Genomic DNA, 24,121 nt, shown 5'->3' on the forward strand with positions numbered 1-24,121 from the left:
TGGCAACTCACCTGTCAATCGCACTACAACGTGGCCATGGGGTGGAGTTCCAATGAACGCGTAATGCGCTCAGGCAATACATGCCTGAAGGTATGGACAACCCCTTCTGAGCTCACCCCAATTCGAGACTCCAGCCTACATCGAATTCACGGATCGAATGAAGCGGATATCGTCGGAGCTGCGGTTTCCTGTAGTTGCATTCGGATGACAAACCGTGACGGATCTTTATGACTGGGTCAAAGTCGGTAGAAAGGTCGTCGGCCTGAGGTGAAGTGCCATTGGCTGATTTGACGAAGCGGAACTTGGAGCGAGCCGAACTCGCGCCTATCTCTCAAGTCTCCTAAAGCGTGGTGGGCGAGGAACGCAGCGACATCTGGTTAGCGACCCTGGCCCATTCCAATGCCGATAGATTGAGGGCAGACTTTAATCTCTAAACGCAAAGCTTCGCCATGGCTTTTCAGGATGGCAGCCACAGGCGCGACCTTGGGAACCCTCCCATCGCACGAACACTCCAGCCTTAGACTTGCTAAAACGCTATCTCAGACGCACGAACTCGGTTGCGACCAATTGCAATCTGGCGAAGGGGGCTGTCTGCAGTACGGTCACGTCAACCCTATGGCTGCTGTCATCTGCTTGAGCCGGAGAGTGTTCCCTTACGGAAGTCACAATCCTACGGTACGCCGCGAGGTGTGGTTTGACACGGACGGAGCACCGCGATGCGCGCTCTTGATCGCCTTGCCCTCTACAGCACCTGCACTGCGACAGCTGTTATTATCGCAAGCACCGCGCTAATCTTCCATCAGGGGCCGCCACGCTGGGGCAAGCTCGACGAGCCTCACGTCGTCGAGCAGCCAGTGGTCCAGGCGGTTGATCTGTCCCGTCTCACCCCAGAAGTTCGACAGGCTGTCGAGAAAGCCCGCATGGATGGCTTGCAGCATGCCCGCGCCGAGCTTGAGAGCCTGCATGGCGAGATGATGCGGAAGGTCGATAGCAGGCTCCTCGACTGGTACTTCGGCTACTGGACCCAGCAGCGCCTGGGACTGAGCTATGCGTACACCAGTGGGAAGAACTGGGTTGCAAGTCTCGTGGTCGATGTCGACCCAGAGGAGGCAAGCAAGACCCTGCAGTCGGAGATTGCGCGGGAGTTCGAGCTACGGGTGATGCCAGGTCCCATCCTGGAGCAGCATCTCCAGAGGATCGCACAGCAATCGGTCACGGTCTTCGTCCGCTCGCTTCAAGAGCATCTTCAGGACATCCCGAAACGGTACCAGGTCCCGTCTGCGCAATGGGAGGAGTACCTCGAGCGCATCACCTTCATGATCGGTGGGACGCAGGCGAGCCGCAGCGTGCCCCTGACCCTCAAGGCACTCTCCGCTGGGGTCGTCCTGAGCGGTGTCCGCGTGACCGCCGCCCTAGCTCCGTATGTCACGGCTCAGGTCGCACAGAACATGGCTATCGCTGGAGCATCCCGTTCCTCCGGGGCTCTGGTTGGGTCGGTGGGCCAGCGGGCTGCAACCACATTGGCCAGGCAAGTTGCAGTGCGAGGAATTGCGACGGGCGCGGGTTCCTGGGGTGGTGCGCTCACCGGCGGCGTCGCTCTTGTGGCGCTCGTTGCCTGGGAGGCGTGGGATCACCAGAGCACTGTTGCCGAGAACCGACCGCTGCTGCGGAACAACATCGACCACTTCCTGCAGCTCTATGAGTCAGGCCTGGTGGAGCCGCACGGGATGATCGGTAACATCCTCCACGATCTGGAGACGCAGATCGCAGCGAGCATTCCGACCTGACGTGTGCCTGCTGCCGCAGCGGAGAAGTGCTGTGCTGGAGACCTTAGCGTCGCGGCTTCTGGCCAGGACCGGCTGACGTACCCTCAATGCGCTCGCTTCTATAGATGATCGTGTTGAAAGGCTCCGCTCTGACCCAGCTCCCAGCCTCTCTTGTCGGGGACTGTCATCCTGAGCCGCGCCGATGGCGTCGGGAAGGTATTGTGAAACCTGCTATCGGGAGAGCCAAAGATGCTGAAAAAGGGCGAAGCCGCCGCTCGCTGCCAATTCAAGCGGCCCGAGCGCAGGGCCGCCTGGCAGCGCGGATATCAGCGCGCCTATGACGCCATCGTGGAGGCGTTCGGGGACTAAGAGGCCGCGCAATTTCGCATAACGCCCATTCGGACAAGCCCTCAAGGTTCAGCAAGCAGCCTCCCATTCGGAGCCAACCCGGAAGTGTACTTCGCGGAAGGCCGTTTATGGTATTAGATAAGGTTGCAATAGCTTATAGAGGATGAAGTTCTCGTGCTGTTCATTTTCTAGGTGAAAGAAGATGGATCCGTTTCGGTGGAATTGATGCTTTTCGTAGAAGCGTATAGCAGGCAAATTCTCGTGATTTACGGAGAGCCAGACGCGGTCTATCCCACGATCTGCACAAAATGCCGATGCATAATCTAACAGTCTGCTCCCGATACTACGTCCAATAAAATGCTCTTGGACATAAAGCGTAGCAATCTCGCCATGAGAGCTCGGATCAGTTGGGCAAGGCGAGTCCAAGAGCAGCCTCAGGTATCCGACCAGATGGCCATTTTCCTCAAAGACAAAGAAAACCTGGTTCTCGTCCGCCAAGCGCGCTGTGAGCTTCTCCGGGGTATATTCGGCCAGCACGTAGTCGGACAGCGCACTCCACAGGCCGCTCTTGGCGTATGTATGGAGCCACACTTGGATCGACAAAGCGGCTAAATTGCTTGCATCAGCAGTTGTGGCTACTCGGATCATCAGGCTTCTTTCCTAACTTGGCCAGGAATACTCGCCCAGTATGATCGGGACAACATACGTGCTGGAGCTTCTAAGCTGGAGTTTGGCCCTTTCAGGTGGGGAAGCATGCAGCCTCGGTAAGGCGATTGAGCAGAGCCCGTGGGATTTTTACCTGGTCCCGGTCCTGTCGAGACGTTTCAAAACTGGTGCTCCACAGTTTGGCCCGTACAACCGCCAGAGCATCGCTGAAGGTCAGGCGCGATTTCGCATACCAGGCGGCCTGCCGTGGCTTCCAGCCATCCTTGAGAGCCTCATTGGACCACACCGTCACCAACGAGAACAGGCCGAGCAACGCAGGCGTGGTGCGGGCAATCGCTCTGTCCGACCACTGGCGCTGCGTTTCCACTCCGAGATGGCGGCGCACTTCCGCGAACGTCACCTCGACCGACCAGCGCCGCACAAACCACCGCAGCACATCCACCGGATTCGCCGTCAGATCCGTGCACAGGAGAGCCCGCGGCTCGAACGCGCCCGCTTCATCCCGCACCAGCACCCAGCGGATCGGCACACTCTTGCCCGGGTGGTACCAGAGCGCCGTGCCGGAGGCGATCGCCAGCCGTCGATCCTGTCCTCCGTACCAGTGTGGGACAGTGATCCGCCGCCAGCGCGTGGTCGGATCGCTCAGTCGCTGCGCCAGGGTGGGCTGGCGAGGGCCCGAGACCCGCGGCCGTCCCTTCTGGCCGGGCGGGCGCACCGGGGGCGGATCGAATAGGCGCGCATCGAGCCGCAAGCGGGTGATCACCGTCAGGTGCCGCCGCACCGCTTCGAGCAACTCGATGGCCGCATAACTCATATCAGCCACAACGATGACCTGTCGCTCAGGCAGCCAACGGGCGACCTGGAGCAGCAGCTGGCGCGCCCAGTCCGTCAACAGCTTGTGCCGATGCCGCCTCTCGTGGGCATAGCGTTCCGAGGGCGCCAGGATGGTGAGGAACGGCAGTGCCCACACGCGGCCAGCCCAGGGGATCGGCGCCAGGAGCATGAGGCTGATCCAGCGCAGGCCCGACGTCTTGACGAAATGACCATGGGAAGAGCGGACCGGATCGCGATAGATGCCACGCGCCCGGATCCGGGCACCCCAGCGCCGCTCGATGGTCTCGTCGATGGCGATCACCACGGGTCCTTCGGGCACGAAGGTGGTGATGAGCTGATGCAGCAGCCGACGGGCGAGATCGCGCGGCGCCCAGCGGTTGCGGTTGAGCACGCGATGGAAGGTTGTAAAGGTGGCAATCTCGCGCAGGCCCAGGATGCTCAAGGCGGACGTGACGGTCCGCCGGCCGGGAGCCAGGATGGCGCCGGTCATCAGGATGAGCACGCCCCGCAAGGTCGGCGCCGTAAAGGCACTCGCGAAGGGTGCGAACCAGCCGGTGAGGACAGGAGCGGGTGCGGGAGGTATCATGGCGCGCTCTGACGGACGTGATGACCGACAGATCAACGCCTTTCTGCGGAGCTGGCCTGTTCATGGGACAACGCGATCGCATCCTGGAGGGGCTCGAAACCCTCTGCCAGGCCCATGATGTTGTGGTGGAGAAGCGAGGCCGCGGCTACTCGTTGCTGAGCCGACGCACCGGGGCGCCGGTGGCACGGCTGCGTCCGACCGACGATCCCGAGAAGGTTCAGGTGTTGTGGTGGAATGGCGAGCGCTGGAAGGACCCTGGTCCGTTCGGCAGGCTGACGATGCCGGTCGACCAAGCCGTCGAGTACATCGCCTCAGAGCCCGCTTTCTGGATCCATGTCTGATCCTCCAGCACCCTCAAAAATGGCCAAACTCAAGCTAAGTGCCCGTTTGAGAATAGGCCAAAGCCACAACCTGTAGGGACATGCAGCCTGAGCGGACTACAAGATTTTGTGCCTGCGGTGAATTCTCAAAACAGGCTCTAACGAGACAATGGTCTTTTCGCATAACCCCTAGTATGGAATTCGATTTGAAGGTTTCGGAACGTCTTCCAGGCAGATTATGGAGCCTCGCCACGCCGCCGAAGCGCCCGGCAAGTTGGTTCACCATCGCCTCGCCCGACTGGCCTGAGGCCATACGGCGGATCCAGGCTTCCTCCGACGAGCTAAACTCCCCGAGTTGCTTCGGGATCGTGCGGGTGGATTGCTGGCCGCCGCCGCCAGGTGCGTGTCGCGGCGGTGAGCGGGATCGCGGCGAGGAACGAGCCGATCGCGTAAATGGTGATGAGCTGTCCGGCCATGGCCTCGCTCACACCGAGGTCGGCACCGATCTGGGGCAGCAGGCCCGCCGGAAGGGCTTCGGTCAGGATCGTCAGGAAGCTTGCGGTACTCAGGGCCAAGAGGCCCAGGAGCGGCAGTGTGGGAGCGGCCCGGCCTGCGGGAACGGGGGTATCGAAGGCAGCAATGGATTGGTCGGACATGACGGCTCCGGACGGATGGATCAGCTCTCCCGCCATGTAGATCCGCTCGCGGAAGCGAAAAGCAGGCTGCTGTTCCGGTGACTGCGGAACGGAATTCCGCTATCCAGAGGCCATGGAACACCTCGGAACCCTCAGCCTCTTCGTGCAGGCCGCGGAAACCGGCAGCTTCGTCGCGGCGGGCCGGCAGGCCGGACTGTCGGCGTCGGCCGTCGGCAAGGCCGTCTCACGTCTCGAGCGGCGCCTCGGGGTGCGCCTGTTCCATCGCAACACCCGCAGCATGACGCTGACCGAGGAAGGGCGGCTCTTCCTCGACCGCTGCCGCCGCATCTTCGAGGAGATCGAGGCGGCGGAAATCGAGCTGACGCAGACGGTGGCCGCACCGAGCGGCCGCCTTCGCGTGAGCCTGCCGCTCGTCGGCATGCTGCTGATGCCCGTCATCGCGGACTTCATGGAAGCCTATCCCGCCATTCAGCTCGATCTCGACTTCACTGATCGGCTGGTCGACGTGATCGAGGAAGGGTTCGACGTGGTGATCCGGACCGGCGCCGCCACGGACAGCCGGTTGATGCGCCGCAGTCTGGGCCGCTTCAGCGGGCGCATCGTCGCCTCTCCCGGCTATCTCGAACGGCGCGGTCGGCCGCTCGTGCCCGTAGATCTCTCCGGCCATGACTGCCTTCGCCAGCGCTCCCCTGCGAGCGGCAAGCTCCATGACTGGCCGCTGCTCGATGTCGATGGGGCCGGGCGCGCCGCCGTTCCCGAGACGATGAGCGCAACCACCATCGAGCCGCTGATCCACTTGGCGGAACGGGGCCTCGGGATCGCCTGCCTGCCTCCCTTCGCGGTGGCCTCGCAGATTGAGCGGGGCAAGCTGGTCCCGCTTCTGGAGGAGTACATCCGCCAGACGGGAGAACTGGCGGCCCTGTGGCCGACCAGCCGTCAGCTCTCGCCGCGGATCCGGGCCTTCGCGACCTTCCTGTCCGAGCACCTCAAGATCGGCGACGAGGGTTCGGTGTCGCTAGGCACTTTGGCGTGAGATTCCAGATTTCTGAGAAGTCGTGGGCATTTTGGCGTGAGATTCTGGGGGCGTGGAATCTCAAATTAGCTGCCCATGTAAGGCCGCTTCGGGACTTCCCTGCCCTCCTCCATTCCAGCTAACGCGATGATCTTCCTGGCATTGATGCGCGATGAAACACTCCGATCGTATGTTGGCCGGTTGGGCTCAACCCATTCCAAATCCAAGCAACGTTTGAGAGCCGGAATCTCGCGTTAACTGCCCAAAGCCAACGAGAGTCTCAGGTTAAGTGCCCAAACTTTCGTCTCAGAGCCCAAGCTAAGTCACTGAAATTATTAGATCGCCTGTCTCACGCCAAAGTGCTCAGTGACAGACTTCACCTTGGCGGCCGTCTTCGGCCAGGGCGACGGAGATCTTCAGTTTCGAGGTATCCAGACCGACAAACACTTTGCTATTCTGCTGCATGGCTCGTCCCCTGTGCGGGAGGCTCGGCGCCGGCCCATCCGGCGCAACCCTCGCTCATCGCATAGTGTGGACGAGCCACCTCCGCCGGCAACGAACATACGGTCTGCGGGGTCGTCCCAAGAGAACATGTCGCTCCTGTTGCGGATCCCTATGCGCATCTGGCGGCCAACATCCCGGCCAATCCTTGTGGCGGGTCCTATCCTCAGATTCCCCCGAAAAAGAACGGCACTCCATTGCCCTCCACGAACCTGTGGAATGGCATCCCGAAGCCGTTGAAGGCCGTGGAGCACGTCTGCGGCGATCTGCAACTGACCGGAAATGTCACACTTCGTACCCCGTCCGAAGGCTCGGTTCTCGTGATCTGGAACGGGCAGCTTGACATGAATTCGTATACTTTTGCCACCGAGGACGGCTCTGCCATCACGGTGATTTTCGCAGGAGACAACGGCGCGTACACCCATGGCCCGACGGGCGACGGCACCCTCGATATCACCGCGCCCAGCAGCGGGCCATGGAAGGGTGTCGCGCTCTATCAGGCACCCAACCTCACCGCTGGGGTAGACCTGACTTACAAGGGCAACAGCCCGACGTGGAACATCACCGGGCTGGTCTATCTGCCACACTCGAATGTCACGTTCAGTGGCGCGGTCAACAAGTCGAGCCACGGCCAGTCTTGCTTTGCCCTGGTCGTGAATACCATTTTGATCAACGGCACCGGCTCGATCCTCTCAAAGGGTTCTTGCGGGGAAGCCGGGCTAAACTTGCCCACTGGTTCCGGCACGCTCGCCCGGGGACAATTGGTCAATTAGGACGTCTTCGCGCGCGCGGAAAACCTCGAGCCGGCGCGTTCCATAACGTCCATGCCGCGAAATTGCCGGTACGCTGGCTTTGAAGGCCTTGGCCCAGGACAGACGTTTCAGCACTCCACCCGACCATCCTTGTCGAAGCGCACGCGTTCTTTGCAGTCTCCCAACGGCACCTTGAAGCCAAGACCGGCAACATCCACCGGCGGCTCAGCGTCCAGCACACACTCGGCCAGCGTGCCGTTGGGATAAAACGCAATCGGATACCCAGCCGCACAAGCCACTCCCAAGTAAACGGTGGAGCGCTGAGGCATTTGGTAGTTTGGGTACGCGATAGCCCGTTCACTCAAGATGCACCCGTTGGCACCCGCCCAGGAACCCTCGGCCCATCACACTCGATGGACGTCTGCTCTTGATACGCACCTTGGATAACAGCCACAAAGCTATAGCTCTCGGCACAGGCAGCCCCTGCCGCCATCACCCCAACCAAGCCAAGCCACGCTTGTCGCATGGGATCCTCCCGCGTCGTGCGGATTGAACCACCAGCCCTGATGAAGAATAGCAGAAAGGCCTCATGCGCGCGCGACCTGCTCCGTCTCCCGTCCCGTGTTCCATAACGCCAATTTCGCGCAGAAAATCGGGGAGGTGGTAGAGGTGGTATAAGCCAAAGGATAGCTTTGGAGCGACCTCCTGAACGGCTAATCTGAGGTCTGCGGCTTCTCATGGCCTGGTCCGCTGGGCGGCCTTGATCGCGAGGCCCCGACGCCGGCCGATCGGGAGGTTCTCCAACCCCCATCGCGCCGGCGTCGCCCTTTCGGCTGGAGGGCCGAATTTCGCGGAAGGCCGTTTATAGAACGGCCGAGGGACACGCGCACGCTGAAGCTGTGATAAGCTCACCTGATTGGTGCTTGGGAGATGACCATGCCCGACCGTGCTGCCCTTCTCGGGACCTGGAAGATGGTGTCATGGCAGCGTGAGGTTCTCGCAACGGGCGAGAGAACGGATGCCCTCGGCCCCGAGCCGGTAGGCTACATCACCTACGGTGCGGACGGGCGCTGCTCCGTCATTGTGGTCAAGCGAGATCGGCCGCCCCCGACAACCCTCCCGCCCACTGAAGAAGAGCGAGTTCGGCTCTTCGACAGCATGCTCGCCTACGCTGGAACCTACACGGTCGATGAGGAGAAAGTGGTCCACCATGTGGATGCGTCGTGGAACCAGACTTGGACCGGGACTGATCAAGTCCGGTTCTACCAGCTCGAGGGGGACAAGCTGATGCTCCGGAGCGCCCCAGCGAAAGACCCTCACACCGGCGAGCTTGGTTTTCACCTGGTCCAATTCGAGAGAGTGTGAGGATCGCGGAGATAGTGCGCCTGGCTGGGTGGATGTAAGGGCGAAGAGCCAAGTCGATCAGGCGAGCGAAATTGAGAATGGAGGACGATGATGGCCGTATTCCTGATTGCCAACGTAAAGGTCACCGACGAGTCCTGGATTCCCGAATACGCTGCAAAAGTGCATGACATTGTTGCCAAGCACGGCGGAAAGTACCTCTCCCGCAGCGGCAACATCAGGACGATTGAGGGTGAGGAACCTGATACGACCCTGATAGCCCTGGTTCAGATCCCCTCCATGGAGGCCGTTGAGGCCTTCGTGAGCGATCCCGAGTACGCGCCCTTCGGAAAGGCGAGGCAGGCTGGGAGTATCAGTCGCTTTTACGTCATCGACGACACGGATGTGGCGGGCTCAATTCCTTATCTCTCGGCGGGTCGCTGAAACCGCCGTATCCGCTAGGCACGCTGGCGACGGCCTTGGAGCGGGGAGCGGCTCGCCGACGAGGCCTTAGATGTGCGGCGAGTGATCCGGGCCTTCACTCGTTCGAGCGCGATGTCAGAACTCATTAGACAAGTCGCTGATTGTCCTCATTAGAGATGTCACCTCCGGGGAGTGACTGCTGAGAGCTCAACCCACCTTGAACAGGCTCTTGCCTTGGCCGCGCCGCCGCGGGGCGCTGTTGCTCCGGCTCATGTCGAGCTCCTTCTGCCGCTCGGCAATGTAGGCCAGAACCGGACCCAGCCGCTTGTTCTCGACGACCGCCGCCTGATCCACCTGCTGGCGTCGGTCAAAGGGCCTGTAGGGCAGCTCCAGGCCCTTGTGCTTGATGGCAAAGCGCCCATCCGGATAGTCGTAGACGGTCACCCGCTGGCGGGCGAGGGACAGCGTGATCGCGTTCGGCTCGAGAATGAACAGCACCTGGTCGTACTGCAGGGTCAGATTGCGCGAGACCGTCCGCTCCTCCCGCCAGGCGAACACGTCATCCAGCTCATCGTCCTCGCTGAGCGGGCGATGCAGGTCCTTGTCGCTGTAGGGCGCCTTGGCAAAGCGGCGGTTGAAGTCCGCCATGAATGCCGGCAGGAAGGCATTGCCCGCCTCAAGGGTCGAGATCCCAGCCAGTCGCATCTCCTTGACCAGGCGGTCCTGCAAGGTGCCGTTGGCGCGCTCGACGCGGCCTTTGGCTTGGGGCGAGTTGGCGCAGATGATGTCGATGTTGAGCTGATGCAGGGCTCGCCCGAACTGGGTCATGCCGTCACCGCCCACCGCTCCTTTGCCGTTGACGCGGAAGACGGCATGCTTGTCGGAGTAGAACGCCACCGGCTTGCCGTAGGCCTCCAGGTACTCCCGGGTCGATCGGAAATAATCAAAGGTCGACTCGGTCTCGACGAACTTCAGGTGCATCAGCCGGCTGGTGGCATCGTCAATGTAGACCAGAAGCGTGCAGGGTGGGCCGCGATCCTCGAACCAGTAGTGCTCGGAGCCGTCGATCTGGACGAGTTCGCCGACGCAGTCGCGCCGATAGCGCGGCTGGTGCACCCCTTTGAGCTTCTGCCGGCGCTCCTGCCAGAGACCCGCCGCGATCATCCAGCGCCGGATCGTCTCGACACCCAGATCGATGCCGTGCCGCTCGGCGAGCTTCTCGCAGGCGAGCGTCGGGCCGAAATCGGCATAGTTGGCTGTGATCAGCGCCAGCACCTCGGTCCGCAGCGCCGCCGGGTAGGAGCGGTTGCTGGGCTTGCCGCGCCGGCGCGACACCAAGGCCGTGGGACCACCGGTCTGATAGGCCTTGAGTAATCGGAACACTTGGCGCCGTGTGATCCGCAGCAGTTGGGCAGCTTCGCGCACCGTAATTCGCTCCGCCACGACGTCCCGCAGAATGTGAACCCGATCGATCTCCGGCCGGCTCATCCCGATCACCGTCATCAGACCCAATCTCCCCAGCACCATCACCCAGGGAGAGTGACATTTGTAACGGGGAGAGGAGTGACCTTTCTAACGGGGTTCTACAGGCGAATTTCCGATAAGCTCATTTATGGAACCGGCACCCTCGAAGTGCCCGGTTAAGTGCCTGACGCTTCCGCACTCTGTAACGGCACCCGGACCCAGCCACCAACCCAGCGGGGCGAGAACGCAGTGAGCCGCGCAGCCACGGCTTCTTCCCGCAGTCGGTCGGCAAGGCTTTCGATGTCCACCTGCTCGGCCGTGACGAGACCAAGCCGTATGATCTGCGGCAGCAACGTGCGAACGGTCTCGGCAAACAGCCAGTAGGACCCGTCCGGCCCGCAGGAGACCTTCTGAAATGAGGTCAGGTACGGCCATGGCAGGCCAGCGTCACGGAACACGGTTCCGAGGCGGGACCCCAGGGCGGGATCAATGCTGCCTCCCTCAAAAGCGCGCGTGATCCAAGTGGCGGCGGTGCGAAACAACGGGGCCTCCGGCACGCTTTCGATCCGCGTGACATCGAACTCCATGAAAGCGATGACTCCGCCAGGCCGCACACGGGAGGCGAGCCGCCGGAGCACGCCAGGCGGATCAGCCAGGTAGGGCAACACAAAGCGCCCGACCACGGCATCATAGTCCGCCGAGGGCTCGTAGGTGTTGAGATCGCCCACTTCAAAGTGCACGGGCACATTGCCTGCAGCTGCAGCCCGATGGGTCGCAAGAGCGGCGGAGTCAGCCGACTGCTCGATGCCGAGGACAGATCCGCCGGGGCGGACCAGCCGCCCCACCAGCAAGGCCACATCGCCTGCTCCGCTGCCGACATCCAGGACCTGCATGCCAGCTGTGATGCCGGCGCGCCGGAAGAGGTCCTCCGTCTCTGGTTCGACCAGCGCAGCCTGTCGTGTCAGGCGCTGCAACTCTCCTGTCGACCAGCCGAACATGTAGCTGTCGGTTGTCATTGCAGGGTTCTCCAGACGCATGATCCCTGGAGCACTATGTGCCCAAGCCCAGGAAAAGGAAATTCGGGCTCGTCCGCGATCTCGGTGCAATCCAGAAATGGCACTCCGCGTGCAAAGTCGACATGACACCCTGGGACTAAAACCGGTTGGGGCGCCTTACGGTGTCTTGAACATGTGACGCTCACCCTGCCCCCGCCGGCGCGGCGCCTTGGCCGAGCGCTGCTCGTCCCGCTCCTGCTGACGCTGCGCCACATAGGCCAGCACCTCACTCAGGCGCTTGTTCTCGACAATCGCCGCCTGGGTCACCCGCCGCAGCTTGTCATAGGTGCGGTATGGCAGGTCGACCCCGTTGTGCCGGATCGCCAGCCGTCCGTCCGGATAGTCGATCACCGTCACACGCTGGCGGGCGAGAGGGCGCGTCAGCTCAGTGGGCTCGAGCAGGAACAGCACCTTGTCGTACTGGAGCGTCAGATTGCGGGTGACGGTGCGCTCCTCTTTCCAGGCGAAGATATCCTCCAGCACCATGTCCTGCGGCACCGGACGGTGCGCATCCGAGGGGCTGATGGGCTCCTTGGCGAAACGCCGGTTATGATCGGCCAGGAACCCCGGCAGGAAGGCGTTTGCTGCCTCGATCGTCGATATGCCGGCAAGCCGCATCTCCTTGACCAGGCGATCCTGGAGCGTGCCGAACGAGCGCTCGATGCGGCCCTTGGCAGCCGGTGTGTTGGCGCAGAGGATGTCGATGTTGAGTTCATGCAGCGCCCGCCCGAACTGGGTCATGCCGTCGCCGCCGTCCGCGGCGGTGTTGCTGACCCGGAAGATGGCGTGCTTGTCCGAGTAGAAGGCGATCGGACGGCCATGGGCTGCGACGTATTTATGCGTCTCGCGCAGATAATCGAAGGTGGATTCCGAGGGCACGAAAGCGGCATGCATGAGCTGACTGGTGGCATCATCGATATAAGCCAGAAGCGTGCATTGTGGGCCACGGTTCTCGAACCACCAATGCTTGGAGCCGTCGATCTGGATCAGTTCGCCCCTGCGCTCGCGGCGATTGCGTGGCTGATGAACCGAAGGAAGGCGTCGGCGGCGATCCAGCCACAGACCGTCTTCGATCATCCACTTGCGCAGGGTCTCCCGTGACACCCGGCAGTCAGGGGCCAGCGCAAGATCTGTTCCCATTGACACGCTAAGGTAGAACGGATCGGCAACCTTTCGGGTAAGGCTTGCGACCTGACTCCTAAGCGTGGCCCACGACGATGTTCCCGTCGATTGGGTACCCGGTTGAAACTATTGCATTAACTTGCTTTCTCGAACTTATCTCGACGGCGACCGTCTCTCGTAAGCAAGGCCTCGGGAAGGAGTACGCTGCTCCATCAGTTGTTCGTCCCAGGATGATGGCTCAGACGCTCAGTTGAAAGCGGGATTCAGCCAATGTGAAGGCACGTTCGTCCGGTTTACAGGTCCACGTTCTTGCTACGTACTGCGTTAGGGTGTTTTTGGGAGCAGATCTTGTTCCGGACCCATGTTGCACGCAGGGGTAAGTGCTACAGCCCGCGTAACGAATGCCGAGATCGAGGCCAAGGCGAAGGCCCTATACTCCGATGATGGCCTCGACCCGGACCAGAACGTGACGCACGCGTACGGCGAAGACTTCACCGCCCAGGAGTGGGAGTCTTGGTGGACGTTCAACCCGGCGATCCCTATCCAGCCGGTGGTCAGCCCAATGTGGAGACTGTACCGTGCCCGCGCAGTCGTTGAGCTGTCGCGCCTGCCGAAGGCAGTCGAGATCGGCGGTAACGTCATCCCATTCAGGAGGTGCAACAGTTAGCTTGGAACAGGCTAGACGTCACGACGGTGCCCGTCGCGGCACGGCAAGGGTTCACTCTCCGCTAACGACGGACTCCGCTCAGCACAGAGATCAGCTCAGAGAGTTACTTGGTCAGTCTTGACGGTCAGGTAAAGGCTTAGTTAAGGGCGCTTTTGTCAGCCGAAGGAACAAGAGAAAGCTTAGCTGATGTATTTTATATTCAGTATCAGGCATTTATTGGCTCAATCTTAGGCCTATATACTGGCATTATCCTAAATATCCTAGTATTGCTTTTCTGTTTCGGCCGTGGATGATTGAGGCAATAGCTGTGTGTTCTTTCGCGACGAGGAGCCCATGAGGCCCTGCTACGTCTTTCAGTCCGAGGCAGACCCGAATCTATATGGCTTCACTGGCAGTTCTGCAGGCGAAAAGCTTCCGGCTGCGAGTGGGCCTTGGACGGTTGTGCGACAGCTCAGCCTAGACGAGCAGTGGACCTTCAGCGTAGGCCGAGCCATCGTTTCAGCCGGAATACTGAAGAATGGCTTCTTTTTGTGGGAAGCAAGCAACGAGGCAGCCTCATTTCATCCGGTGATCGGGAGTGATCGTGTTGAAGGCACGGCGGTGTACAACCAACAGGGCCGGCAGATCGGCACGATCAAGCGGCTGCTGATCGAGAAAGTCAGTGGACGCGTCCTGTATGTGGACGTGACCTTTGGCGGCTTTCTCGGCATTGGTGTTCACCATCGCACGGTCCCATGGGATAAGCTTTCCTATGCCAGAGACCTTGAGGGCTACCGCACCGACATCACCAAGGAGCAGGTGCAAGGTGCACCATCGTTCTGCATTGAGGGTGACGATGAGTTGTGGCCTGACCGCAAGCGTCAGCAGGAGATGAGGGACTACTGGCATGATTATCCAAGGGGCCCGATTTAACCTCTTGCGGGAGCCGCTCCTTGATAAATCTTGTTCCTTAAGGGTTTAGCGAACCGGATGCACACGAACGGCGTTATCTTTCGTGCCTAGCGGTCTTAACTCCCTTTGGCATAGCTAGGCAGCAACTCCTGACCGAGTGGGAGCCTCAGGCCGCTAACTCCTGGGGCTCTTTGGTTTGCTACAGGGTGATGCTCGGCGGCGTTGAGGGGTCGGAGGGGGCAAGTACCTTCCCGCCTGAAATCGCCGCCTGCTATGTGAGGGGAGCGGCAAGAAAGACACACTCAGATTCGATAAGGGGCCGCACAAGCCAATCCTACTCGAAACCCTCATTACATCCGTTGACTTCAGAAGCGGCTGGGTTAGGTGACGGTCAATTATACTATTATAAAATCGATTGCCGGGGCAGAACCGTGGTCAAGCAGCTTTTTCATTTCGCTGTTGCGCGTCATTTCTCGATTGAGCTTGGGCTTGCAGCGACAGCCATCACAGCAGCAAGTGTCGCGCTGACCATCTGTGCGCAGCTGCCCTAGCGGCAGGTTGCACGCCGTCAGCAGCTTCAGGTCCTCCGATCCGTCCTTGGCCTTGGCCACATCTCCATCACCATAGTCAACGCGCCCCCAGGCGGGCCAGATAGACGGCTGTGTTGAGTGTATCCCCGCCATAGCCGCGGGACAGGCGGCCGTCTGCCTCCTCCCTAAGCTCGATCATGCACTCGCCGATGCAAGCCATCCGGGACACCGTCATCTCTCCATCAGAACAGGCAGCGAAATGGCATCATGCCGTTGTTTTGGATCAACAGCGTCATCGCGCACGACTGAATCGGGCATGGAGATGCTTGCACGCCGCTTACCCTTATCGTGGCACGATCAGTGGCTCGAGACTGCAATCGAGAAGTGACGGGTCAATTTCGCGTTCCATCACATCGAACATGCTGTCGACGAAGTCGATGAGAGCATCGGATGCCGCCGCCGCTTCATTGATGTGCCGGTTGGCCACCCCATTGAGGACCGCAAGGTGGCAATCGATCGTGGTCGTCAGGCTCTCATCCCCCTTGATATGACGATGATGGACCCACCCGATCCGGCGGAAGATCGTGTGAAGCGGCCGCACGGTGTGCTCCAGAAATGGCTCTCCAGCCACCGTCAGAATGAGCTTGTCGATGCGCCGGTCGAGGACGTTGAACTCTTCGACCGTCATGCTGTCCCGCCGCTCGCGCAGAAGGCGTTCAATATGCAGGAACTGGTTACGGTGTGACGGCCCAGAGCGCTCGGCTGCCAAACGGATCACAAATCGCTCAATGTCACGCCGGAGCTGCAACAACATTCGCTCCCGGGCGAGATCGATCGGGGCGATCTGAACACCGTGCCGCGGCCGGATGACGATGAGCGTGTCATCCGCCAGCCGGCTCACGGCCTGGTGCACGGGTGTGCGACTAAAGCCGGTCATCTCCTGCAGGTCCTGGATTGCCAGGAAACGCCCAGGCTTGAGCTCGCAGGTCACGATAAGATGTTCGATCCGCTCATAGGCGAGCTCGAAGAGATTGACCCGGTTACTGCGGCGTGGGGGAGCTTCGGGGGCCTCGCCCGCTGTTGCCAGTTTCAATTGCGCCTGCCGTTTGCCAGCCATGAACCTCTCCTCCCGCTGATCAGACGAAGCCTAGTTAATTCGTATAGGTGTTCTAAAACATGTTGTGATATTTTACAATGTGTTTATAGTTCACCTCACTCTCGAAAATTGCACGGCCGCCACGCTTTTCGCCAAGCCGCCCAACCGCACCACCAAGAGTGCGGACCATCACAGCCACACCAGAGGAGACACAGATGAACGCCTACTTCAGAACGATCCTGGGAACGGCCCTGCTGGCATCCACCGTCCTGTCTGCCAGCTTCGCATCCGCTCAGGAGATCAAGGAGCGCACGATCAAGCTCGCACTCGCCAACACGCCGGAGTCGGCTCATGGTCTGGGCGCCAAGCGATTTGCCGATGTCGTGAGCCAGAAGAGCGGCGGCAAGCTCAAAGTCCGGGTTTATGCCGGCGGAACGCTCGGCGGTGAGGTCGTGGTCGCCTCCGCCATGCAGGGCGGCACGATCGAGATGTCGATGATGGGTCCCGGGCTGCTGACTGGGATGGACAAGGACTTCGGGATTTTCGACACCCCCTTCCTGTTCGACACCTTCAAAGAGGCTGACGCCATCCTCGATGGCCCAGTAGGCAAAAAACTGCTCGAGAAGCTTCCGGCAAAAGGCCTGGTTGGATTGTCCTATTGGGATCACGGCTTCCGCGTCCTGACCAACAGCAGGCGGCCAGTGGCGAAGATGGAGGACATCCAGGGCCTCAAAATCCGGGTGCAGCAGATCCCGGTTTTTATCGACACCTTCACGACTCTCGGCGCCAACGCGGTGCCCCTGCCATTCCCGGAGCTCTACACCGCTCTCGAAACCAAGACGGTTGATGGTCAGGAGAACCCTTTCGTCTCGATCGAGGTGACCAAGTTCTACGAGGTCCAGAAGTACGCCTCCAACACCCGCCACGCCTACTCTCCCCTCCTCGTGCTCGCGAGCAAGAAGTTCTGGGATCAGCTGTCGGATGACGAGCGTACGCTCCTGCTCGACGCGGCCAAAGAGACACAACCGTATGAGCGCGAGACCTCACGCTCCCTGGATGCCAAGGCTGCGGACGAGCTGAAAAGCAAGGGTATGACGATCACCGAGATCTCATCCGAGGAGCGCTCCCGCATGCGCGAGAAGCTGAAGCCGGTGATCGAAAAGCATTACACGACCATCAACGGAGCCCTCGTCCAGGAGCTGACGGCGGAACTTCAGAAGGTGCGCGCCTCCCAGTGAGGTCATAAGGCTCCAGCGCCGAAGAGGAGAAATCAATTCGGCGCTGGAGCTTGACGTGGACCGCATGCAAACGCCGCGTCTGTCAATGCTCGGGCTCATCAATGCTGCGGGCAAGGGAACAGCGACGCTCCAGCACCACGGATCGAATTCGCCATTTGAGGCGACGGAAATTCTATAGGTTTGAGAGGCCGCCCATGAAAATCACAGCAATTGAGACTCTGAGAACTGAGGAATTCGCGAATGTCCTCTGGGTTCGCGTTCACACCGACAGCGGGGTTATCGGCCTCGGTGAGACCTTCTACGGCGCCGGCGCAGTGGAAGCTCACATCCATGACACCCTGGCAGGACGTCTGCTCGGGCGCAATCCACTGCACATCGAAGCCATTCACCGCGACATGGTGAACCTGCCGATGGCCCAGTCGTCGACGGGAGCCGAGTACCGGGCCGCCTCGGCAGTCGACATCGCCCTCTGGGACGTCTTCGGCAAAGTCTGCGGTCAGCCGGTTCATCAGATGCTGGGCGGCCTGTGCCGGGACAAGCTGCGGATCTACAACACCTGCGCGGGCTACAAGTATGTCCGCTCAACGAACATCAAGCCGGTTTCCAACTGGAACCTGGGCGAGGCTGGGGGGCCCTTCGAGGATCTCGACGGCTTCATGAATAACGCCGATGCATTGGCGGAGAACCTTTTGGAGAGCGGGATCACGGCGATGAAGATCTGGCCGTTCGATCCTGCTGCCATCGAGAACAACGGTCTCTACATTACCGCGGAGCAGATGAAGACGGCGATTGCGCCGTTTGAGAAGATTCGGAAGGCCGTCGGCGACAAGATGGACATCATGGTCGAGTTCCACTCATTGTGGAATCTGCCGACGGCCAAGAAGATCGCCAAGGCCCTTGAGCCCTATGCTCCCATGTGGTTCGAGGATCCGATCCGCATGAACTCGCCACAGGCGCTCGCCGAGTACGCACGCTCGACCGATGTCTGGGTCTGCGCCAGTGAGACGCTTGGTTCGCGGTGGCCATACAAGGAGATGCTCGAGCGGGATGCCGCCCATGTGGTGATGGTCGACCTGTGCTGGACCGGCGGCCTGACGGAAGGTCGCAAGATCGCAGCCTTGGCGGAGACATGGCACCGCCCCTTTGCGCCCCACGACTGCATCGGCCCGGTCGGCTTTGCCGCCGCGATCCACGCCTCCTTCAGCCAGCCCAATACCCTGATCCAGGAGTCGGTACGAGCCTTCTATACGGGCTGGTACAAGGAGCTGGTGACCACTGTTCCGACGATCAAGAACGGCTATGTGTACCCGATGGAGGGTCCAGGCCTTGGCGTCGAACTTCTGCCCGCCGTCTTCGATCGCTCCGATCTGACCGTGCGCCGTTCGGAACCGTGAGGTCTGTGCCGTGTCAACCAACCTGTTTTCCCTTGCGGGCCGCACCGCCCTTGTGACCGGATCCTCCCGGGGCCTCGGACGGTCGATGGCCGAGGGACTTGCCGCAGCCGGCGCAACAGTCGTGCTGAATGGCTCCGACCAGGGACGCTTGACCGCGGCCGCGACGGCGATGAAGGTTGCCGGGTACACGGTTCATGAGGCTCGCTTCGATGTCACCGACGAAGCGGCCGTGACGGCAACCTTCGAACGGTTCGATGCGGAAGGCATCGAGATTGACATTCTCGTCAACAATGCCGGCATCCAGCTGCGCAAGCCCATGGTGGAACTTGCGACCGACGAGTGGCGCAAGGTGATTGAGGCTAATCTCACCAGCGCCTTCGTCGTCGGGCGCGAAGCGGCAAAACGGATGATCCCGCGGGGCCGCGGCAAGATCATCAACATCGGCTCGCTGACGAGCGAACTCGCCCGTGCCACGGTCGCCCCGTACACGGTGGCCAAAGGCGGCATCAAGATGCTGACCCGTGCCATGACGGCCGAATGGGCAGCGAGTGGGATCCAGGCGAATGCGATCGGGCCCGGCTACATGCTGACCGACATGAACCAGGCGCTGGTTGAGAACCCGACCTTCGATGCCTGGGTGAAGGGCCGAACACCGGCCAAGCGCTGGGGTAAGCCGGATGAGCTCATCGGGACCGCTGTGTTCCTCGCCTCGTCGGCGTCCGACTACGTTAACGGCCAGATTATCTATGTGGATGGAGGCATGCTGGCGGTGCTCTGACAAGAGCCTGATCCGCGGTTCCGCCTAACGACGACAAGCCGAACTCAAGTTCGGCAAGAGGAGGAAAGTCCATGCGCGGTGTCATCATTCATGGCCCCAAAGACCTTCGGGTCGAGGAAGTCACGGTCCCCCCGCTCGGACCGCATGATGTCCGGGTTCGGATCGAAGCCGGCGGCATTTGCGGATCGGACCTGCACTATTACAACCATGGGGGCTTTGGAACGGTCCGGGTGCAGGAGCCTATGGCTCTTGGACACGAAATTGCCGGCACCATCGATGAGGTCGGCAGCGACGTCTCTCTGGTCTCGAGAGGCATGCGGGTCGCCGTCAACCCGAGCCAGCCTTGCAACGATTGCCGCTATTGCCGCTCCGGCCAGCACAACCAGTGCCTCAACATGCGGTTCATGGGCAGCGCCATGCGGTTCCCACATGTCCAGGGCGGCTTTCGCGAACGCATCACGGTGGATGAGGGCCAGGCCATCCCGATTGCGCCGGCGATGACGATGTCGGAGGCCGCGATGGCCGAGCCGCTTGCGGTCTGTCTGCATGCTGCCCGCCAAGCGGGTTCGCTGCTGGGAGCAAAGGTTCTTGTGACCGGTTGCGGTCCGATCGGGACCCTTGCCGTTGTGGCGGCGCGATATGCCGGCGCTTCAGAGATTGTTGCCACAGATGTGAGTTCCTACCCGCTGTCGATCGCAAGTCAGGTTGGAGCGACAAAGACAATCAACGTGGCCGAGGATCCGCAGGGACTGGCACCCTACACGCAAGAAAAGGGAACGTTCGATGTTCTCTTCGAGGCCTCCGGGAACGAAGCCGCTCTCCGCGGTGCCCTCGACGCTCTCCGGCCTGGAGCGGTTATCGTGCAACTCGGCCTCGGCGGCGACATGAAGTTGCCCATCAACGTCATCGTGGCCAAGGAGCTCCAAATACGGGGGACGTTCCGCTTCGACGAGGAGTTCCGGCTTGCCGTCGATCTCATGGGCAAGGGCCTCGTCGATGTGAAGCCCCTGCTCAGCCAAACTATTCCGTTCGAGCGCGCGGTGGATGCCTTCACTCTGGCGTCAGACCGCTCTCAGGCCATGAAGGTCCAACTCACGTTCTGATCTACGGACCATAAGGGTCTGCTGAAAGGTCGCCGCGAGCCACTGGCGCCGGACGACGATGATGAACCAACCGGGAGGATTTGCCATGAAGACGACGATTAAGACTGGCTTATCAAGCCTCATCGGCCTGAGTGTGGCCCTTGTCGCTGCCAATGCAGGGGCTGCCGAGATCAAACAGCGCACGATCAAGGTCAGCTACGGCACGGCCGCGGATCACCCCTTTGGGCTTGGGGTGACCAAGTTTGCGGACCTCGTGGCCAAAAAATCCGATGGCAAGATCACAGTGCGAGGCTATCCCGCGGGTCAGCTGGGGGCTGAGGTCCCGTCGATCTCATCGGCTCAGGGCGGAGTTCTCGAAATGGCCGTGACATCGACCTCGGCCGTTGTCGGCACCGTGAAAGAGTTTGCCCTGTTTGACTTTCCATATCTCTTTGCCACCGAGAAAGAGGCAGACGCAGTTCTGGATGGCGCGGTTGGAAAGCAGTTGCTTGATAAACTTCCGGCCAAGGGTCTGACCGGCCTTTGCTATTGGGAGAGCGGCTTCCGCAACATCAGCAACAGCAGACACCCTGTGACCAAGCTTGAGGACATTCAAGGGCTGAAAGTTCGCACCATTCAGAACCCCGTGTTTCTCGACACAATCAACGCGCTCGGCGCGAATGCCGTGCCAATGCCGTTTACGGAACTTTACACGGCACTGGAGACCAAGGCGGTCGATGGGCAGGAAGGGCCTTACACGACCATTCTGACAAGCAAGATCAATGAGGTTCAGAAGTATCTAAGCCCCACCCAGCACATTTACGGTGCCGTTGTCGTTCTCGTTGGCAAGAAATTCTGGGATCAGCTGAGCGGTGATGAAAAACAGATTCTGCAGGATTCGTGCGGAGAGGCTCGCGATTACGAGCGGGCGGTTAGTCGCGAAGCAAGTCCCGCATCGCTCGCCGAGCTGAAGACGAAGGGAATGGTATTCAACGAGATCCCGGCCGACGAGCTCGCGAAGATGCGCGAGAAGGTCAAACCCGTCGTCGATAAATACACGAAAGACGTTGGGGACGCGTTGGTCACTCAGGCTCATGCCGAGATCGAGAAGGTCAGGCAGCAAAAATAGGTGACCTATCCTCCGGAATTGAACCTGACACGGAGCGAATGAGGCAACACTTTCAATCGATGTAACGCGTCCGCTCCAAAAACAACAATAAGGACGCCAGACACAGGAAACGCCGATGCACATGATCGTGGAAGGCTACTTCAAGCTGCTAAAGATCCTGATTGCCCTTTTCCTGGCGATCATGGTCGTTCTCGTTTTCGGCAACGTGGTGCTGCGTTACGCCTTCAACTCCGGCATTACGGTCTCGGAGGAGGTCTCGCGCTGGCTCTTCGTCTGGCTGACCTTCCTGGGCGCCATCGTGGCCCTGCGCCAGCATGGCCATCTCGGTGTCGATGCCCTGGTCCGACGCCTGCCGAATGCGGGCAAGCGCGCCTGCCTGATCGTCACTCAGATCCTCATGCTCTACGCCACCTGGCTGCTGCTCCAGGGCAGCTGGGAGCAGACCATGATCAACTGGGATGTGGCAGCGCCGGCCTCCGGCCTCTCGACCGGCTGGTTCTATGGCGTCGGCATCGTCTTCGGCGTCTCGACCGGCCTGATCCTGATGGCCGATCTCTACCGCACGGTCAGTGGCAAGCTCTCGGACGAGGAGCTTGTCATGGTCAAGGAGTCGGAAGAGCAGGGAGAGTTTGAGGCGCTCCAGCATGAATTGGCCGAGCGCGACCGCCGCGAAAGCGCGCTCGCCACCCCCGCATCCACACCCGGGAAGGTGCAGTCATGACCATTGCGATCTTCGTCGGCTCTCTTCTCGGCACCATGGCGATCGGAATGCCGATCGCCTACGCCCTGCTCCTCAGCGGCATCGCCCTGATGTACTACATGGACCTGTTCGACGCCCAGATCGTGGCGCAGAACATCATCAACGGCGCCGACAGCTTCCCCCTCCTGGCGGTGCCGTTCTTCATGCTGGCCGGCGAGATCATGAACACGGGCGGCCTGTCCAAGCGCATCGTGGACGTTGCCCTGGCGCTGGTGGGCCACGTGAAGGGCGGCCTCGGCTATGTGGCCATTCTGGCCGCCTGCATTCTCTCGGCTTTGTCCGGCTCGGCCGTGGCCGATGCTGCGGCTCTCTCGGCTCTGCTCGTGCCCATGATGGTCAAAGCCGGCCACAGCAAGTCGCTCTCCGGCGGGCTCATCGCCGCATCCGGCGTGATCGGGCCGGTGATCCCACCCAGCATCGGTTTTGTGGTGTTCGGTGTCGTGGGTGGTGTGTCGATCACCAAGCTGTTCCTGGCCGGCCTGGTGCCTGGGATTCTGCTCGGTCTCGGCTTGGCCTTCGCCTGGTGGTGGGAGGTGCGCAAGGAAACCATCGTCAGCCCGCCGAAGAAGTCGGCAGGCGAAATCGGGCGCGCTCTACGCGAGGGTATCTGGGCTCTGATCCTGCCCTTCATCATCGTCTTCGGCCTGAAGTTCGGTGTCTTCACCCCGACCGAAGCGGCGGTGGTGGCGGCAGTCTACTCGCTGATCGTGGCGGTGTTCGTCTACCGCGAACTCAAGGTCTCGGAGCTGTTTGCCGTCTTCGTGACCTCGGCTCAGACAACCGCCGTCGTCATGCTGCTGGTGGCTGCAGCCCTGGTCTCGGCGTGGCTGATCACAGTATCGGAAATCGCCACCTCCGTGGTCGATTTGCTCGAGCCGTTCATGGGCAACCAGACGATGCTGCTGATTGCCATCATGGTGCTCGTGGTCATTGTCGGAACGGCCATGGACATGACGCCGACGATCCTGATCCTGACGCCGATCCTGATGCCGGTGGTCAAGGCGGCTGGCATCGACCCGGTCTATTTCGGCGTGCTGTTCATCGTGAACAACTCGATCGGCTTGATCACGCCGCCGGTCGGCACCGTGCTCAACGTCGTGGCCGGCGTGTCGAAGATCAGCATGGAAGACCTGATGAAGGGTGTCTGGCCTTTCCTGCTGGCACAGCTCGTCGTGCTGTTCCTCATGGTGCTGTTCCCACAGCTTGTCATGTGGCCCGCCAAATTGATCGGGGGTTGAATGGTTTTGTGGAGCAGCAGAGATCTTCTGAAAGATCGTACACTGCGGAAGCGGGAACTGCGGTGGCTATCAGATGATTTACTGCTGTGCCCCGGGGGCCCGTGCCGTGCCGCTTCTAGCGGCCGCTCAGATCTCAGCATCGCGGCATCACAGATGCTAGCCAACTAGCGCGGAACGTGATCGCCACGGGTACCCGTGCTCTCAAGGAGCGAACCGGGTATGGTAGCCCGCTCATCCCAGCCGGCGACGCTGGCAAGCCGGGATCTTTCGAGGATGGAAGGCGTGCTGCCCGCGGGCGGAGATCAATAGGATTGTCTTCCATTATCCGAGAAGCGTAGCGTAGCGCTGACGACGGAGCGTGCGACGAGTCACCTCGGCTTCGTTAATCACCTTCAACATCTTGGTGGCAGAAAGCCAAAACGATCCAAGCAGCGAGTCTGCATAGGAAGCCTTCTGATCTTTAGGAAAGTAG

General features: G+C 60.8%; 20 protein-coding genes and 3 pseudogenes. 14 read left to right on the forward strand and 9 right to left on the reverse strand.

Features of this window, described 5'->3' with window-relative positions:
• Positions 1-716 precede the first annotated feature (716 nt).
• Positions 717-1,787 carry a hypothetical protein gene (locus BB934_RS31950; protein WP_157934445.1) on the forward strand — a complete coding sequence of 357 codons (1,071 nt, stop codon included), beginning with the start codon at positions 717-719 and terminating at the stop codon, positions 1,785-1,787.
• Positions 1,788-2,240: 453 nt separating this feature from the next.
• Here the strand turns inward: BB934_RS31950 and BB934_RS31955 are convergent, their stop codons facing one another.
• Positions 2,241-2,762, reverse strand: a complete 522-nt coding sequence (locus BB934_RS31955) for a GNAT family N-acetyltransferase (protein ID WP_099513883.1) — start codon at positions 2,760-2,762, stop codon at positions 2,241-2,243.
• A 91-nt stretch (positions 2,763-2,853) separates the two neighbouring features.
• On the reverse strand, positions 2,854-4,200 hold the full coding sequence (locus tag BB934_RS31960) for an IS701 family transposase (protein WP_099513884.1): 1,347 nt from the start codon (positions 4,198-4,200) through the stop codon (positions 2,854-2,856).
• A 62-nt stretch (positions 4,201-4,262) separates the two neighbouring features.
• Between BB934_RS31960 and BB934_RS31965 the strand changes: the two genes are divergently transcribed.
• Positions 4,263-4,541 (forward strand): hypothetical protein, encoded by a 279-nt coding sequence (locus BB934_RS31965; RefSeq protein WP_157934446.1) that lies wholly within the window; start codon positions 4,263-4,265, stop codon positions 4,539-4,541.
• A 356-nt stretch (positions 4,542-4,897) separates the two neighbouring features.
• Here the strand turns inward: BB934_RS31965 and BB934_RS31970 are convergent.
• A pseudogene (locus BB934_RS31970) lies at positions 4,898-5,176 on the reverse strand (hypothetical protein); the annotation flags it as partial.
• 112 nt (positions 5,177-5,288) lie between these two features.
• Here BB934_RS31970 and BB934_RS31975 point away from each other — a divergent pair.
• Positions 5,289-6,209, forward strand: coding sequence for a LysR family transcriptional regulator (locus tag BB934_RS31975; protein ID WP_099513886.1), 921 nt, complete (start codon positions 5,289-5,291; stop codon positions 6,207-6,209).
• Between the two features lie 677 nt (positions 6,210-6,886).
• A complete protein-coding gene (locus BB934_RS31980) occupies positions 6,887-7,462 on the forward strand; it encodes a translocation/assembly module TamB domain-containing protein (protein WP_099513887.1) in 576 nt (191 codons plus the stop codon).
• 107 nt (positions 7,463-7,569) lie between these two features.
• Here BB934_RS31980 and BB934_RS31985 read toward each other — a convergent pair whose 3' ends face one another.
• Entirely contained in the window at positions 7,570-7,806 is a 237-nt protein-coding gene (locus BB934_RS31985) for a hypothetical protein (protein ID WP_157934447.1), read from the reverse strand.
• A 571-nt stretch (positions 7,807-8,377) separates the two neighbouring features.
• On the opposite strand from BB934_RS31985, the gene BB934_RS31990 reads away from it, so the two are divergent.
• Together BB934_RS31990 and BB934_RS31995 are read left to right on the forward strand one after the other, a co-directional pair.
• Positions 8,378-8,806 (forward strand): lipocalin-like domain-containing protein, encoded by a 429-nt coding sequence (locus BB934_RS31990; RefSeq protein WP_099513889.1) that lies wholly within the window; start codon positions 8,378-8,380, stop codon positions 8,804-8,806.
• A 90-nt stretch (positions 8,807-8,896) separates the two neighbouring features.
• Positions 8,897-9,226 (forward strand): DUF1330 domain-containing protein, encoded by a 330-nt coding sequence (locus BB934_RS31995; RefSeq protein ID WP_099513890.1) that lies wholly within the window; start codon positions 8,897-8,899, stop codon positions 9,224-9,226.
• 186 nt (positions 9,227-9,412) lie between these two features.
• On the opposite strand, the gene BB934_RS32000 is transcribed toward BB934_RS31995, so the two are convergent.
• The 3 genes and pseudogenes from BB934_RS32000 to BB934_RS32010 all read right to left on the reverse strand — a co-directional run.
• A complete protein-coding gene (locus BB934_RS32000) occupies positions 9,413-10,708 on the reverse strand; it encodes an ISNCY family transposase (protein ID WP_099513308.1) in 1,296 nt (431 codons plus the stop codon).
• 137 nt (positions 10,709-10,845) lie between these two features.
• Entirely contained in the window at positions 10,846-11,685 is an 840-nt protein-coding gene (locus tag BB934_RS32005; RefSeq protein WP_157934448.1) for a class I SAM-dependent methyltransferase, read from the reverse strand.
• Between the two features lie 156 nt (positions 11,686-11,841).
• Positions 11,842-12,930 (reverse strand): annotated as a pseudogene (locus tag BB934_RS32010) (ISNCY family transposase); the annotation flags it as partial.
• A gap of 1,090 nt (positions 12,931-14,020) precedes the next feature.
• On the opposite strand from BB934_RS32010, the gene BB934_RS32020 reads away from it, so the two are divergent.
• Positions 14,021-14,425, forward strand: coding sequence for a PRC-barrel domain-containing protein (locus BB934_RS32020; RefSeq protein ID WP_418294798.1), 405 nt, complete (start codon positions 14,021-14,023; stop codon positions 14,423-14,425).
• A gap of 615 nt (positions 14,426-15,040) precedes the next feature.
• Here BB934_RS32020 and BB934_RS32030 read toward each other — a convergent pair.
• Both BB934_RS32030 and BB934_RS32035 read right to left on the reverse strand, forming a co-directional pair.
• A pseudogene (locus tag BB934_RS32030) lies at positions 15,041-15,169 on the reverse strand (PfkB family carbohydrate kinase); the annotation flags it as partial.
• Positions 15,170-15,277: 108 nt separating this feature from the next.
• Positions 15,278-16,051: a GntR family transcriptional regulator gene (locus BB934_RS32035; protein WP_099513894.1), complete on the reverse strand. Its 774-nt coding sequence runs from the start codon at positions 16,049-16,051 to the stop codon at positions 15,278-15,280.
• Positions 16,052-16,245: 194 nt separating this feature from the next.
• On the opposite strand from BB934_RS32035, the gene BB934_RS32040 reads away from it, so the two are divergent.
• The 7 genes from BB934_RS32040 to BB934_RS32070 all read left to right on the forward strand — a co-directional run bounded on the left by BB934_RS32040 (position 16,246) and on the right by BB934_RS32070 (position 23,649).
• On the forward strand, positions 16,246-17,268 hold the full coding sequence (locus BB934_RS32040; RefSeq protein ID WP_099513895.1) for a TRAP transporter substrate-binding protein: 1,023 nt from the start codon (positions 16,246-16,248) through the stop codon (positions 17,266-17,268).
• Between the two features lie 194 nt (positions 17,269-17,462).
• Entirely contained in the window at positions 17,463-18,662 is a 1,200-nt protein-coding gene (locus BB934_RS32045) for a mandelate racemase/muconate lactonizing enzyme family protein (protein ID WP_099513896.1), read from the forward strand.
• Positions 18,663-18,672: 10 nt separating this feature from the next.
• Entirely contained in the window at positions 18,673-19,440 is a 768-nt protein-coding gene (locus tag BB934_RS32050) for an SDR family oxidoreductase (protein WP_099513897.1), read from the forward strand.
• Positions 19,441-19,511: 71 nt separating this feature from the next.
• The gene (locus tag BB934_RS32055; protein ID WP_099513898.1) at positions 19,512-20,543 is read left to right on the forward strand and encodes an L-idonate 5-dehydrogenase; all 1,032 of its coding nucleotides are present in this window, start codon (positions 19,512-19,514) and stop codon (positions 20,541-20,543) included.
• An 85-nt stretch (positions 20,544-20,628) separates the two neighbouring features.
• Positions 20,629-21,651, forward strand: a complete 1,023-nt coding sequence (locus BB934_RS32060) for a TRAP transporter substrate-binding protein (protein WP_099513899.1) — start codon at positions 20,629-20,631, stop codon at positions 21,649-21,651.
• A 115-nt stretch (positions 21,652-21,766) separates the two neighbouring features.
• Positions 21,767-22,372 (forward strand): TRAP transporter small permease, encoded by a 606-nt coding sequence (locus BB934_RS32065; protein ID WP_099513900.1) that lies wholly within the window; start codon positions 21,767-21,769, stop codon positions 22,370-22,372.
• Entirely contained in the window at positions 22,369-23,649 is a 1,281-nt protein-coding gene (locus BB934_RS32070) for a TRAP transporter large permease (RefSeq protein WP_099513901.1), read from the forward strand. The genes BB934_RS32065 and BB934_RS32070 overlap by 4 nt, the downstream gene beginning before the upstream one ends.
• The last annotated feature ends 472 nt before the right edge of the window (positions 23,650-24,121 follow it).

Origin of the sequence: Microvirga ossetica, assembly GCF_002741015.1 — a bacterium.
Lineage (GTDB): Bacteria > Pseudomonadota > Alphaproteobacteria > Rhizobiales > Beijerinckiaceae > Microvirga > Microvirga ossetica.